Origin of the sequence: Camelimonas fluminis (genome assembly GCF_014656355.1) — a bacterium.
Classification (GTDB): domain Bacteria; phylum Pseudomonadota; class Alphaproteobacteria; order Rhizobiales; family Beijerinckiaceae; genus Camelimonas; species Camelimonas fluminis.
In genome coordinates this window covers 1,441-14,774 of the sequence record NZ_BNCG01000047.1, presented here as the reverse complement: position 1 = coordinate 14,774, position 13,334 = coordinate 1,441, and the positions used below count along the sequence as shown (strand labels likewise).

General features: G+C 61.3%; 12 protein-coding genes and 1 pseudogene. 6 read left to right on the top strand and 7 right to left on the bottom strand.

The genetic code is table 11. The features are described 5' to 3' along the window. Window positions 1–111: 111 nt before the first annotated feature. Together IE243_RS20395 and arcC are read right to left on the bottom strand one after the other, a co-directional pair. Complete coding sequence (locus tag IE243_RS20395; RefSeq protein ID WP_191321164.1) at window positions 112–2,214, bottom strand: heavy metal translocating P-type ATPase; 2,103 nt, start codon at window positions 2,212–2,214, stop codon at window positions 112–114. Between the two features lie 221 nt (window positions 2,215–2,435). Further along, window positions 2,436–3,347, bottom strand: coding sequence for a carbamate kinase (gene arcC / locus IE243_RS20390; RefSeq protein ID WP_191321163.1), 912 nt, complete (start codon window positions 3,345–3,347; stop codon window positions 2,436–2,438). 431 nt (window positions 3,348–3,778) lie between these two features. Here arcC and copM point away from each other — a divergent pair, with 431 nt between their 5' ends. The 3 genes from copM (at window position 3,779) to IE243_RS20375 (ending at window position 5,608) form a co-directional block, all read left to right on the top strand. Further along, entirely contained in the window at window positions 3,779–4,246 is a 468-nt protein-coding gene (gene copM, locus IE243_RS20385) for a CopM family metallochaperone (protein ID WP_244643283.1), read from the top strand. 76 nt (window positions 4,247–4,322) lie between these two features. Further along, a complete protein-coding gene (locus IE243_RS20380) occupies window positions 4,323–4,793 on the top strand; it encodes a hypothetical protein (RefSeq protein ID WP_191321162.1) in 471 nt (156 codons plus the stop codon). 137 nt (window positions 4,794–4,930) lie between these two features. Continuing rightward, entirely contained in the window at window positions 4,931–5,608 is a 678-nt protein-coding gene (locus tag IE243_RS20375; protein ID WP_191321161.1) for an NrsF family protein, read from the top strand. A 74-nt stretch (window positions 5,609–5,682) separates the two neighbouring features. Here IE243_RS20375 and IE243_RS20370 read toward each other — a convergent pair whose 3' ends face one another. From IE243_RS20370 to IE243_RS20360, 3 genes are all read right to left on the bottom strand, one after another. Continuing rightward, window positions 5,683–6,957 (bottom strand): cyclopropane fatty acid synthase, encoded by a 1,275-nt coding sequence (locus IE243_RS20370; RefSeq protein ID WP_191321160.1) that lies wholly within the window; start codon window positions 6,955–6,957, stop codon window positions 5,683–5,685. A gap of 138 nt (window positions 6,958–7,095) precedes the next feature. Next, window positions 7,096–7,752, bottom strand: coding sequence for a methyltransferase family protein (locus IE243_RS20365; RefSeq protein WP_034462663.1), 657 nt, complete (start codon window positions 7,750–7,752; stop codon window positions 7,096–7,098). A gap of 21 nt (window positions 7,753–7,773) precedes the next feature. Next, complete coding sequence (locus IE243_RS20360) at window positions 7,774–8,040, bottom strand: DUF2933 domain-containing protein (protein ID WP_034462664.1); 267 nt, start codon at window positions 8,038–8,040, stop codon at window positions 7,774–7,776. A gap of 971 nt (window positions 8,041–9,011) precedes the next feature. Here IE243_RS20360 and IE243_RS20355 point away from each other — a divergent pair. From IE243_RS20355 to ppk2, 3 genes are all read left to right on the top strand, one after another. Further along, window positions 9,012–9,356 carry a hypothetical protein gene (locus tag IE243_RS20355; protein WP_034462665.1) on the top strand — a complete coding sequence of 115 codons (345 nt, stop codon included), beginning with the start codon at window positions 9,012–9,014 and terminating at the stop codon, window positions 9,354–9,356. Between the two features lie 173 nt (window positions 9,357–9,529). After that, window positions 9,530–10,441, top strand: coding sequence for a Crp/Fnr family transcriptional regulator (locus tag IE243_RS20350; RefSeq protein ID WP_244643282.1), 912 nt, complete (start codon window positions 9,530–9,532; stop codon window positions 10,439–10,441). Window positions 10,442–11,207: 766 nt separating this feature from the next. Then, complete coding sequence (gene ppk2 / locus IE243_RS20345) at window positions 11,208–11,978, top strand: polyphosphate kinase 2 (RefSeq protein WP_034462666.1); 771 nt, start codon at window positions 11,208–11,210, stop codon at window positions 11,976–11,978. A 478-nt stretch (window positions 11,979–12,456) separates the two neighbouring features. Here the strand turns inward: ppk2 and IE243_RS20340 are convergent, their stop codons facing one another. Together IE243_RS20340 and IE243_RS23220 are read right to left on the bottom strand one after the other, a co-directional pair. Next, window positions 12,457–13,113, bottom strand: a complete 657-nt coding sequence (locus IE243_RS20340; protein WP_081739991.1) for an RNA polymerase sigma factor — start codon at window positions 13,111–13,113, stop codon at window positions 12,457–12,459. A 3-nt stretch (window positions 13,114–13,116) separates the two neighbouring features. Beyond that, window positions 13,117–13,334, bottom strand: a pseudogene (locus IE243_RS23220) (hypothetical protein); the annotation flags it as partial.

Here is a 13,334-nt window from a genome sequence, read left to right as displayed (position 1 = left end):
CCTGAAAACAGAGGAGCCGCAGGGATTTCCGCGGCCGCCGCCGCGGTTTGCGACAGGCCCGGATTAACAGCCCCGGCCATCCTTTTCGGATGGCCGGTTTGCAGAAGCCCATTATCCTTGCCTGCGGTAAAAGCGCAGGAACTGCGCATTGATGGCGACAATGATGGTGCTGGCGGACATGAAGACCGCAGCGACGGCCGGCGTCATCAGGAAGCCGGTGCCGAAGGTAATCCCGGCGGCCATCGGAATCGCCACGGTGTTGTAACCCGTCGCCCAGATGAGGTTCTGCACCATCTTGCGGTAGGTGGCGCGGGACAGTCCCAGAATGGCCGCGACGTCGCGCGGATCGCTCTTCACGAGCACGACATCCGCGGACTCGACCGCAACATCCGTGCCGGCACCGATGGCGACGCCGAGGTCCGCCTGAACCAGCGCTGGCGCATCATTGACGCCATCACCGACCATCGCAACCGAGAGCCCGCGGGCCTGCAGTTCCTTGATCTTGTCGGACTTCTGGTCGGGCAGCACCTCTGCGAAATACTCCGCGATGCCAAGTTCCTTCGAGACGCTCTCGGCGACGCCCTTCGCATCGCCCGTCAACATAACCGGCTTGATGCCAAGCCGCGTCAGCTCGGAGATCGCGTCCTTGGATTCCGGCCGGACGATGTCGGCGAGTGCGAAGAGTGCCCGCGGTGCGCCATCCCTCAGCAGCGCTACCACCGTCTTGCCCTGAGCTTCGAGTTGCTTGAGCTTGTCGTGCGTGACGGGCTTGCCCTGCCGGGCGAGATGGCCGGGGCTGACGATACGGATGTCTTGGCCATCGACTTTCGCGACAATGCCTTCGCCTGTGATGTTGCTCACCTCGCTGGCCTTGGGAATGGTCAGGTTCCTGCGCTTGGCCTCGGCGACGATGCCGTGAGCGATAGGGTGTTCCGATTGATTTTCCGCTGCCGCGGCAAATGTGAGTTCCGTGTTCTCGTCCCCATCAGCAAGTAGGACAATGTCGCTAACCCCGAAGCGGCCTTCCGTCAGCGTGCCGGTCTTGTCCAGCACGACAGCGTCGAGATTGCGTGCCCGCTCGAACGCGGCGCGGTCGCGGATGAGTAGGCCGTTGCTGGCGCTCAGCGATGTGCTGACGGCGACCACCAGCGGCACGGCAAGCCCAAGGGCATGCGGGCAAGCCACGACCATCACGGTGACCATGCGTTCCAGTGCGAACTCAAGCGGCGCGCCGAGCCAAAGCCACCAGACGAACAGCGTTCCGAAGCCGACGACCAGGGCAATGTAGGTCAGCCAGGCGGCCGCCCTGTTGGCGATATCCTGTGTCCGCGAACGCGTCGCCTGGGCTTTTTTCACCAGATCGATGACCTGGGCGAGATAGGTCGCGTCACCTGTCTTGGTCACTTTGATGGTCACGGCGTTGGCGCCGTTGATCGCCCCGCCGATCGCCGTTGCACCGACCGTCTTGGTGACGGGACGCGATTCGCCCGTCAGCATGGCTTCGTTGAAGCCTGACGATCCCTCGACGATTTCTCCGTCAACCGGCACCTTGGCGCCCGGGCGGACGATGACGCGGTCACCCGGCTTCAAATCCGTGATCGATACATCGTGCGTCGTGCCGTCGGGATCGATGCGTGTGGCGTGGTCAGGCAACAGCCGGACTAGCTCCTCCAATGCGCGCGACGCACCCATCACCGAGCGCATCTCGACCCAATGGCCGAGCAGCATGATGGCGATAAGCGTGACGAGCTCCCAGTAGAACGCCTCACCCGGGAAACCGAATGTGACCGCCGCCGAGAAGAAATACGCCGCCGAGATCGCCATCGCGATGAGCGTCATCATCCCGGGCTGTCCCTTGCGGAGCTCGGAGAAGAAGCCGGTTAAGAACGGCCAGCCGCCGTAGAGATAGGCGATGGTCGACAGCGCGAAGAGGACCAGCCCGTCACCTGGGAAGGACAGGACATCCGTGAGACCGAGCCAATCCCGGATCATCGGCGAAAGCACCAGCACCGGAGGCGTCAGGATCAGGGTGACCCAGAATCGACGGCGGAAATCTGCGACCATGGCTCCGTGGTCGTGACCAGCATGGTCCGAATGGCTGGACCCGGCAGCCGCAACGATTTTGGCGCCGCCGTGACCGGCGTCGGATCCGGATTTTGCACTAGTGTGCTGCTGATGGTCGTGGTGATCGTGATGGGAATGCGGTGAGCTCATTCGTCCTCGTCCGTCAGATGGCCTGGCCAGAGCGTGGCCATGGCGAGCAATAGGTGTCTCTGCCGCACTGATCATAACTTGGAGCGACAACGTCCTTGTCACGAACCTCGCCGCCACACGCCCTGAAATCTTTAATCCAGATCAAGTTCAGCGTGTCCGTCGCCTCGGTGCGCCCGACGAAGCCTCTGGCAGGATCTCGAAGGAAGGGGAAGCGAAGGCGTCTATCCGAGTGTGATGGTTGTCCCGGCTTTGCCCTCGAGGATCTTCCGGGCGTCTTCCAGGCGTCCAATGCCCGCGATCCGGCCGGGCGTCACGGCGAACTGGCAGGCGGCCTCCACCTTCGGCCCCATGGAGCCGGGTGGGAACTGGTGGGCCGAAAGTTCATCGGGTCGCGCACGTCGCACGGGACGTTGTTGAGCCGTGCCCCAGTCGAGATAAACGGCATCGACATCCGTCAGCATCAGAAATGCATCGGCGGCGAGGTCGGCGGCCAGCAGTCCGGCAGCGCGATCCTTGTCGATGACGGCCTCGACGCCCTGAAGGTCGCCGGAGGGCTTGCGGATGACTGGAATGCCGCCGCCGCCGACGCAGATGGTGACGACCTTGGCCGTGACCAGCATGCGGATGACCTCGATCTGAACGATCCGCTTCGGCAACGGGGAAGGGACAACGCGTCGCCAGCGGCCTGGCGTCTCTTCAACCATGGGCCAGCCATGCTCGGCGCGGGCTCGTTCGGCCTCCTGGGCCGCATAAATCGGACCGATCGGCTTCTCGGGCCGGCCGAACGCGGGATCGTCGTGCTCTACCTCGATGTGTGTGAGCAAGGTCGCCAGCCGGGTCGCCGGCGGAAGGGCGTTGGCGAGCTCCTGCTCGATCATGTAGCCGATCATGCCGATGCTTTCAGCGCTGATGACGTCGAGGGGGTAGGGCGGAACCTCCTTCAATGCGGCGGCTTGCAGGGCGAGCAATCCCACTTGCGGGCCACTTCCATGAGCGACGACAATGTCGTGGCTGCTTGCGAGATCGGTGAGCGCCAGGGCGGCCTTTCGCACATTGGCGCGCTGAGCATCGGCACTCATAGGCTGTCCCCGCTGCAGCAGCGCATTCCCTCCAAGTGCAACGACAATGCGCATTGTCAGATCTCCAGGCGTCCGGAGAATAACGGGAGCAAAGAAGCTGCTTCCGGGCCGTGATAAGCGCCGTTCTTCCGGCCTCGAATCGGCGAAAGGTCATTCGTCACCAGCTCTTCACCTATGTTCGTGCCCCACTCGCAACGCGCCAAATGACAGCCCCGCCTCGGTCGCCTGATGTCCGCTCGACATAGTACGCGCAGGACCGCGCGAGCGCGTCCCACACCTTGTCTCAGTTGAGTAACTGGACTCATCTGTCGAGGGCCGAAGCTGATCGATCCTTGATCGAAGTTAAGTTCAGCCATGGTGGCGCGTTCTACCGTACTTCAAGGATTGAAAAGTAGGTGGCGGGCTATCCAGCGCTTCAGCGGTAAATGACACCTGGCGTTGCGCGGCCGCAACAGCACAACGAACGATATGAGGAGGGCCTGTTCATGCAATTCAAGTTGAAAGCGATGCTCGCATTCGCGGTCCTGTTCGCGCCGACGCTCGCCCTTGCGCAGCATGACGCGCATCGCGACGGTGATGCGGGTGCCCCGGCCTCACCGCCCGCCGCAATGGTGCCACAGCAGCAATGCGCAGCGATGATGGGGATGATGAAAGGCATGATGGGCGAGCACATGTCGGCATGCCTGGCGGCGTTACCGTCGGCCTCGCAGGCCTACATGCGGGCGATGATGGGCATGCACATGCCGATGATGGAAGCGATGCAGGCGAAAGACCCGGACGTGGCTTTCGTAAAGGGAATGATCCCGCACCATCAGGCCGCGATCGACATGGCGCGGGCGGTTCTTCAGTTCGGATCCGACGAGCCGGTAAAGGCCATGGCTGAGCAGATGATCGCGGGCCAGCAGGCCGAAATCGATCGGATGCGCGAGTGGTTGCGGAAACGCGGCCAATAGGTCGGACTGTGGGTCCCGACGCCGCGATTCTGGACCGCCGCGAGTTTGCGATGTGAGTGTGATCGGAGCAGATCAGATGGTTGTGCGGGCGTGGCTGCGGCGCGCTGGTGGCGTCATCGTCGCAATGATGTTGGCGATCGGCACGGCGGTCGCTGATGATGGCTATCGCCAAGCGGATGGCCTGGCGGTCTATCTTGGCCTCGTGCCGGCGGCGGTCGTTCGAGGACATCCAACCGCTCACTCGGAAAGCACGATGCACGGCGGCGCCGGAACGGGACGCCATCAGCAACACATCGTCGTGGCGGTGTTCGATGCGCAAACGGCTGCGCGCATCGAGAATGCGCGGGTATCCGCGACGATCGGCGGCCTTGGTCATGTCGGCCAACAAACCGTAGAGCTCGATCCCATGAGGATAGAGAACACCGTCACCTACGGGGGATTTATCACCCTTCCGGGCAACGATCGGTATGAAATCGCCGTCACGGTTATCGTTCCGGCACGTTCGCGCCCAGTGTCGGTGACCTTCTCAAGCGCTCACGTTCAATAGACCGGGCACAAGCGACGCCAGCGCGCGATCGCCGCCGCCATTCGGATTCGTCCGGACTGAGATCTCAAGAGCGCGTTAGTAACAAAGTGCTGCTTGATTACGAAAGATATGGGTAGGCCCTCGTCTGGAGGCTGACCATGACATGGCACCGACTTCGAACGGAACGGTTGATCGAAAGGCTTGTCGCCGACCTACGGCCTTGGCAAATCGAAAGGCGGATCCGCACCCATCGGCTCTCGATGGCTGCTGTTCTCGCGATCGTCTTGCCCCCGCTCGCACTTGCGCAGCCTTTTCGTGCCGATCTCGCCTCCCGATTGGCGGATGCGATGTTCGACGCCTCTATCGCGACCTCCGCGATGATCTTTGTCACAGGTCTCGTAACGGTGCTCATACTGGGCACCCCAGGCCGATCGTGGCTCTGGCTTCTGGTTCCGCTGGTTGCTTGCGGGCTATGGCTCGTCTCGGAGTCAGCAAGCATTGCCGTCGACCTCTTCCGTGAGGGTTGGCGTGCTTGGGCCTTCGAGACCAGCCCGCAATGCCCGCTGATCATCGGGGCAGTCGGCGTGCCGGTTTTCTTCGCCCTCGTTGGCGTCAGCCGGGTCGGCCTCATTGTGTGGCGAGGACCGATCATCGCGATTGCCGCTCTGTCGGCCTTTTCCCTGCCCGCAACCATGTTGAACCTGTTTCACAGCCTGGACACGGGAGCGATGGTCCTGCTGTGGCATTTCGGCGCCATCACTGTTTTCTCGATCACCGCAGCTTTCCTCCTCAGCCGTCGCATTCCGCGCGGGTTGTGCGACTGGCTCGGATTATGAGCGGCCGGTCGGCGCAAGAATGACCCTCTGATTGGCGAGCGCACGCGACCGGCTCATTGCGGCGGCACGGCTTTTCAGCTGACCGCCGCGAAGGCGGCCTCCTCTATCCGTTCGCATTCCGGCTGGTCGATCATGACGCCCTGCAAGCGGTGTTCTTCCTGCTGAATATAGTTGCGGGTGAGCGGTACGGCGTTCTGCCGTCTGGCGATCTGTATCTGGAACACCATCATGCCTTGATAGCGAAAGGCGAGTTCGGAGACGCCGAGATAATACTCCCACAAGCGGGCGAAGCGCTCATCAAACAGGTCGACCACTTCAGTGCGGCGGGCGAGAAATCGCTCGCGCCAGTGTCTGAGCGTTTCCGCATAATGCAGGCGGAGGATTTCAATGTCGGTGACGACGAGGCCCGCCCGCTCGATCGCCGGCAGCACCTCGGAAAGCGCCGGGATGTATCCACCTGGAAAGATATACTTCGCGATCCAGGGGTTGGTGTAGCCCGGCGCATCAGAGCGGCCGATCGAGTGAAGCAGAAGCACGCCATCCTCATCCAGCAAATCGCGGCATTTTCGGAAGAAGGCGTCATAGTTGTTCACGCCGACATGTTCGAACATGCCCACGGAGACGATGCGATCGAAGCGTTCGGTCACGTCCCTGTAGTCCTGCGACCGAAAGTCGAGACGTCCCGGATCTAGAGCAGCAGCGGCGCGGGCCTTGGCGAATTCGAGCTGCTCGGCCGAGAGGGTGATTCCGGTGACGCGGGCGTTGAACGTGTCAGCGAGGTAGAGTGCCAAACCTCCCCAGCCGCAGCCAATGTCAAGAATGCGCGCATTGTGACGGGCTCGCAGCTTTGCTGCGATATGGCGCTTCTTGGCCTGCTGCGCCTCTTCCAGGGACATGTCTGCGTTTTCGAAGTAGGCGCAACTATATTGCATGTCGCTGTCGAGAAAGATTTTGTAAAGCTTCCCGCTGAGGTCATAGTGATGGGCGACGTTTCGCCTGGATCGCTTGCGGTCGTTTTTTTGCGCCAGCCGCCGAAGGGCGAAGCGCAGGCCGGACAGCATTTTTGTCGCGATCTGCGGGGCGCCGGTGCGATCCTGGGACAAGAGCAACTCGAGCAGCTGCGTGATGGTGCCCTGCTCGACAAGGAGGTCGCCGTCGACGAAGGCCTCGCCAAGGTGCAGTTCCGGATCGAGCAGGACCCGTCGCTGCGCCGTGGCAGATCTGAACCGTATCGCAACCGCGAAGCCGCAGCCGTCACCGAATGTTCGGGCGATACCATTGGCTGTCGTTATCGTGAGACTTCCGGTTTTGATAAGACGACGAAGAGATTTGAAAACAAGGGCATCCATGGCCGCGCTTTCTCAGTCGATTTGACGCAAACCCGGACTAGAATGCGCGTGGACGGGCAGCAGACTTTAACGTGGATTGAACAGACGCAGCGCTGAAGTCATAAATGGTTGAGTCGATTATCGGTTCGACAATTGCGCTCATCCTCTCGCATCGGCGCGCTGCGCCGAGAGACGCGGAATGAACGCCGGAACTTCTCGCATATAGCGCGCATAGGCGTCGCCAAATTCGGCGAGAGATTCGCGTTCTTCGTGCTTGGAAAGTCGCCAATACATGAAGACCAGGACAGGGAACATCGCGAGCGTCAGCAGCGTCGGCCACTGCAGCAGAAAGCCGAACATAACCAGGACGAAGCCGACATATTGCGGATGCCGGATCCGCGCGTAGATGCCTGTCGTTGCCAGCTTGTGCTGCCGTTGCGCCTGATACAGCGGCTTCCATCCGGCGGAGATCAGGATGAAGCCGCCGCCGATAAAGACGAAGCTCAGGATATGGAAGGGACCGAAGTGGGGATTAGCGCGCCAGCCGAACAGCTCTTCGAGCAGGTGGCCGGCGTCATGCGAGAACCAGTCGACGCCGGGATAGCGCGACTGCAGCCAGCCGGAGAGCAGATAGATCGTCAGGGGAAAGCCGTACATCTCGGTGAAGAGCGCGATGATGAAGGCGCTGAAGGCGCCAAAGGAGCGCCAGTCCCGCGGCGTCGCCGGCTTGAAGAAGCTGAACGCGAAGAAAATGAAGACGATCGAGTTCAGAACAACGAGGGACCAGAGACCGTAGGCTGGAATACTGTCGTGCATCGGGGCGCTCCGCTGAGATCATCAATGCTGGTGCGGGGATTGGCCAGGTGGCGACGTCGGGGTATTTTGGTCACCGCCATGCCCGCCGTGTTTGCCGTGCATGAACACATGCAGGAGCGGGCACGCAAGGATGAGAAGAAAGGGCAGCCAGCCCAGAAGATGCGCGCTATGTTCCGTGATCAGGTAGAATGCGGCGATCGCCAGAAAGCCGTAGAGTGCAATGTTCGCCGCGCTGAAGCGGCTCGGCCGCTGTGGCTCTTGGTTCAGGTGGTCGGTGTGTGGTTGCATCACGGCCTCGCCGGGTTAGTGACCTTGCCAAATGACGATGGGCATAGTCCTTCCCGAGGAAACGAAGGGCCGCTGCCGTGAGCGGTTTGGCAAATCGCGCGTCTGCTCACCTGCGAACGTTTGAGCGCCTCCAGCGAGCCAGTCTTTAATCTCGGTTAAAGCGGCGACGCCGGCGCGCGGAAGCCGCAGGCGGCGGCCGACCTAATGTCTGTCGGTCCGTCGGGACCGGCGCGGTTTCAAGGCTGTGCTCGTCGTTGCGTATCGAAGCCCCCTCGCGCCACGAGAAGGTGCGGCGGCCGGCGAGGCATCATCCCCCCGAACCGAAGAGACCGATGGCAAGGCACTGAATTCGCGCACCAAGCTTGCCACCGATCGCGCGCACGAACCAACGCGGATGTCGATGCCGGACGCGGCGAGGCGCTCCCGCTCGGCGCTGCCGATAAACCCGCAGACGAGCTTGGTGGCTCCGCTTGAGAGGATGAGCTCACAGGTGGATTCGCTGGTTCGCTCACGATTCGGTCGAAATTCTCGAGCCGGCGAGAGCGGGTCGATCAGGAGCAGGCCATCGCATTTGGCGAAGAACGGGCACAGGAGGGTTCTCTGCCGGCTGCGCGAGACGAGCAGCGCGACCCATCGCGTTCGTTCTGCCGGTGTCGGGTCTATCGTGGGCATTTCCGATCCGCAGGACACGTCCTAGAGCATTTAGAGATCATGGCCGGGGCATTTGCACTTTAATCTCGATCAAACATCGATCGAACAGCGACCAACGCCATGAAAGGGCACGGGATTTCAAGGGAAGGGCCGTTCCGTGGCCGATAGGTTCGCGTGATTGATCTGAATCAAGACGCGTTTTCCTGGAATGTGATGGAGATTAGCCGTCGGCTTCTTTCAACAGCGCAAGAGGGATAAGGTTCATCCTGCGCGCGCGGTTGCGGCGCGGCCGCCAACGGAAAGCCTATAGGGGCGAGCGAATGCTCAGGATCCTGGCCTTGCTGATGTTCTGCACGCTGTCCTTGCTTGCGCAAGGGGCATCGGCGCAGGCTCATGCGGGTCATGCCGGCCAAGTCAGGCCGCAGAGCGACGCCAGCGTATCGGCGGTACTCGTTTCCGCGCCGCAGAAGAGTGATTGCCTGTTCCATGATGTGCGCTGCTGCAAGAGCATGTGCGCCATGTGTTATCTGCCGATGCCACCACAGGATCAAGATGTCCTGACCATTCGGCTGGAGTCCTCTGCGCTGCTGCCCTCGCGCGAGGATCTTGCGCGGCTCGTCTTACTCGGAAGCGATCCTCCCGTCCCGCGCTTTTGCGACCTCTAGGGCTTCCTGGCCATCCTGTACCCCGCTGCTTCGTTGGGGACATGGCTGAGTTCGGCTACGCCCGACTGAGTGACTTGGCACGGGCCAACGGTCATCAGCGACATTTCTGCCAAAGAATTTGTTGGGCTGCGTGAGCAGCTGCCGCAACGGGCTTCGCGCCCGGGAGGTGTAATGTGAGCTTGGATCGAGCGTCTTTAACAGAAAAGACAGCCCGGTCGCTCCGCCGCGACGATTGGGGAACCGTCGAGCGCGAGCGGAATGGACTGGTGTTACGTGAATTGTCGTTGGCTGACGCGAGCCGCCGAAGCTGCGCGCGGGGCGATGAGTTGATACGGCGTCGCGGGCGCCAGGAGGCGCAGGACGGCGCGCCGGCAGGCGCGTCGGCCGGTGGAGCTTTGCCGACCGAGCAACATCGTCTGCTTCCCGGCTACCACACGGGCGATCGCAAAATCGAAGCCGGCCGCGACCTGTTCAGCCTAGGGTGGACAGGCAAATCGGTTTTCAATCTGCTCGATGGCTGGGTAGCTGTTTATACGCTGTTGGAGGATGGTCGACGGCAGATCGTTCAGTTCGCGCTGCCGGGCGCGATCCTGGGGATTCTGCCGTCAAGACGAGGGCCCGCGACGATCGGCGCGCAGGCCTTAACGGAGGTGACCGTAGCCGTCATTCCTGTCCCTGTCCTGACCGCCCATACCCGCACAGAACCGGAGATCTGCCAGCGGCTGGTGCGGTCGCTGGCACGCGATTGCAGCCTCGCCTTCGATCATCTGACGAGCATCGGACGGCGGTCGGCCCGCGAGCGGGTTGCGCACCTGCTCCTCGAGCTGTTCACGCGCTACCGCGCACAATGGCCGGGCAATCATATAGAGGAGATGACGCTCCCGCTGACGCAGGAACAGATCGGTGATGCAACGGGGCTCACGTTCGTCCACGTCAACCGCGTGCTCAGCGCGATGCGCAAGGAGGGTATCGTTCAATTCCGCTATCGTCGATTGCGAATACTGAACCCAGATCGACTTATCGAGGTCGCCGGCGTGGACCCCGAAACGGCGATGGGCTGGCTCGAGCGCCGACCGTGGACGTAGGTTCGACTGAGTTGAGCAATGGCCTCCAGCCGAAGTTGCAGAGCGTGCGTCGCCGGCCGCAGCCGTCCACTTCGGACCATGGTCGTGGCGGTCAGGCTGATGATCGGTCTCCTCACCAGGCTCCAGGCAACTACGCCGCGCACCGGAACCCGCAAATACGCAAAGCAACGAAGCCATCGAAGCCACTTGGCCGAGCGCACCAACTAAAGGGCCTAGGGTCGTTGATGCTTAATCGAGATTAAAGATGCCGCATCTTGACATGGCTAGCTTCATGGATGGTGAAGCGAATGCGCACGAAGCGCAAGCAGCAGCAACGCCTCTATCATCATGCCTTTGGAGCAGGAGCCATCGCGATGAAATCTGTCGACGAGACCAAATCCCCCGCGCATGCCGCGTCGACTTCCGCCTCTTGTTGCGGAGACCACAGGAGATCGGAAGGTGGGACAGCCCATGCCCGCGACACATGCGCGTCTCACGAAGGCGACGCCCAACCTGCGGCAACGGCAGGATCCGCTGGTGATCAGGGTGGCTCAGCCTCCACCGCGCGCGTTCAACCGAAAAGATCGAGCTGCTGCGGCGGGGGTTGATATTGCCTAGCCGCGTAACGCGGACAGCGCGCCGTATGCGGCCTGTACGATCTCGATTCCGTCACCCGTTTGGCGGAGACCGCTTTCCGGAATGAACCTTTGGCCTGAAATCCCTTCCAGGCCTAATTGAGCGCCTGCAACGGCGGAATGCATGACAGACTAGATGGCAGGATTCGTAAATGGGTAAGAAGGACAAGCGCGACGCCGCGAGCAAAGCACTTCGCGAGCTCCAGGTTGACCTGTCGCGGCTCCAAAAGCATGTCATTAAATCCGGCAAGAAGGTTCTGCTGCTCTTTGAGGGACGAGACGCCTCCGGCAAGGACGGAACGATAAAGCGGATCGTCGAGCATCTCAGCCCACGCGACACGCGTGTTGTCGCCTTGGGCAAGCCGTCTGACAGAGATCAGAGATCCTGGTATTTTCAACGTTGGGTTCCGAACCTGCCGGCCGGCGGAGAGATCGTGCTGTTCAATCGCAGCTGGTACAACCGTGCCGGGGTCGAGCGGGTTATGGGCTTCTGCAGCGACGAGGACTATGAAGAATTCCTAACGACAGCACCACTCTTCGAGCAGTTGCTCGCCCATTGCGGCGTCACCATTGTCAAATACTATTTGGATATCTCGCGGAGTGAACAGAAACGTCGGCTGAAAGAGCGACGAGATGACCCACTGAAGCAGTGGAAGCTCAGTCCCATCGACGACGCTGCGACAAAGCACTGGGATGATTATAGTACAGCCCGCAATGAAATGCTGGCCAGAACGCATACGCCCTTCGCGCCGTGGACTATGGTCCGCGCAGACGACAAATCGGAGGCCCGCCTTAACGTCATCCGTGATCTTCTGACGCGTTTCGAATTCGGCGGAAAGGATCGTGCGCGCGACCTCCCCGACCCGAATGTCGTATTTCCCTATGACAAAGCGGCGCTGACGAACGGCCAGATCGCGTCGTGATCACGTCATGTGGGTCGCCCTCGAAAACAGAGTAACCCGACAGCCCATGAACGTGCAGGTTACCACCCCAAGGACGCTCCGATAATGGACCACTCGTATATGATGCTCGGCTACTGGTCATCTTGGCACTGGGTCGCGTTCGTTGTGTTTGCAGCCTTGGTGCTTTACCCAATTGGGCGCATTCTCGCTCGGATTGGATACTCACCATTCTGGTCGGTTCTTGCATTCGTGCCGCTGGCCAATCTGCTCGGCCTCTGGATCGTCGCGCTGGGAGAATGGCCGCGACAAGGGTCTCGTTCCTCATGACGCGAGCGTTTCGTCCCTCGATGGCCCGCTTGAGAACGACGATTTAGGTCGCAGGCGACCTACTTGGCTCTCAATTGGAACCGGTGCGTGAGCGATCCTGATCGCGCCAGATCAGACACACAGCCGGCGGTCGGTATGGGTGCAGCCATGAAGTATCGGCGAGCGCCCCGGGTTATGGGGTGGTCTTGGCCTTGGCATCGGCGAACGCTTGCGTTTGTTCGCCTTTTTCGCAATGGCAATCCAAGAAGCCATGCACCGGACACGTCCGGCACATCTCTTCGAGACGTTTGCGCAACGCCTGTCGGCCGCGATGCAATCGCACGGTCAGATTGTTCAACGACGTCCCCAAACTCTCCGCCAAACGGTTCCTCGGTTCTCCGAGAATATCGGCGCGCCAGATGATGTCGGCGTATTCTGCTTTCAGCGTCGGCAATAGGCGATAAAGACAGTTGCAGATCGCCGCGTCGAGCTCCTCATCGACGGGGTGGTTCTCGACCTCAGCCTGATCGACTACGATTTCGCGGCGGCGGCGGCGTGCCGTCTCTCGTTGGTAGTCGACGATCGTTGTCGCGAGGATGCGGCCCAACCAGCCGCGCACCATTCGAACATCGTGGAGTTGAGATGCGCGTTCGAGTGCCCGCAGTGAGAAGCGCTGCAAGACCTCGTCTGCCGCGTCGCGATCGCCGAGGCGCCGCTGGAGGAACTGAAGGATTTGCTTTTGGGCTTCGACCAGAGCGCTCTGCACGGCGCGGTCGTGAGGCTTTGCAGCTTCATGATCCTCGACACCGCGGGACGCTGGCATGTCGTCTTGGTGGCTGTTTGACGCCATGCTTCACATTCCTTGACTCGAAGATGCGCGAGGCGCGCAGGTCAGACTGACAGGAGAAGGCGCCAGGTCTTTAACCCAGATCAAGATCTGTTCCTGAGCTCGCTCGCGCTCCTGCCGGAGCGTATCTGTTTGATCCCAAAAGACGACGAGGCTCGAAAGTGTCGACGACACCGAGGAGCACTTGGCCATGCAAAGCGCCATCAACGGGCACGATTTCGGGC

Excerpts from the sequence above, each read along its gene's own strand:
- IE243_RS20370 (WP_191321160.1), bottom strand. The coding sequence starts at position 6,957 with ATGGATGCCCTTGTTTTCAAATCTCTTCGTCGTCTTATCAAAACCGGA.
- copM (WP_244643283.1), top strand. The coding sequence starts at position 3,779 with ATGCAATTCAAGTTGAAAGCGATGCTCGCATTCGCGGTCCTGTTCGCG.
- IE243_RS20380 (WP_191321162.1), top strand. The coding sequence starts at position 4,323 with ATGGTTGTGCGGGCGTGGCTGCGGCGCGCTGGTGGCGTCATCGTCGCA.
- IE243_RS20360 (WP_034462664.1), bottom strand. The coding sequence starts at position 8,040 with ATGCAACCACACACCGACCACCTGAACCAAGAGCCACAGCGGCCGAGC.
- IE243_RS20340 (WP_081739991.1), bottom strand. The coding sequence starts at position 13,113 with ATGGCGTCAAACAGCCACCAAGACGACATGCCAGCGTCCCGCGGTGTC.
- ppk2 (WP_034462666.1), top strand. The coding sequence starts at position 11,208 with ATGGGTAAGAAGGACAAGCGCGACGCCGCGAGCAAAGCACTTCGCGAG.
- IE243_RS20365 (WP_034462663.1), bottom strand. The coding sequence starts at position 7,752 with ATGCACGACAGTATTCCAGCCTACGGTCTCTGGTCCCTCGTTGTTCTG.
- IE243_RS20375 (WP_191321161.1), top strand. The coding sequence starts at position 4,931 with ATGACATGGCACCGACTTCGAACGGAACGGTTGATCGAAAGGCTTGTC.
- arcC (WP_191321163.1), bottom strand. The coding sequence starts at position 3,347 with ATGCGCATTGTCGTTGCACTTGGAGGGAATGCGCTGCTGCAGCGGGGA.
- IE243_RS20355 (WP_034462665.1), top strand. The coding sequence starts at position 9,012 with ATGCTCAGGATCCTGGCCTTGCTGATGTTCTGCACGCTGTCCTTGCTT.
- IE243_RS20395 (WP_191321164.1), bottom strand. The coding sequence starts at position 2,214 with ATGAGCTCACCGCATTCCCATCACGATCACCACGACCATCAGCAGCAC.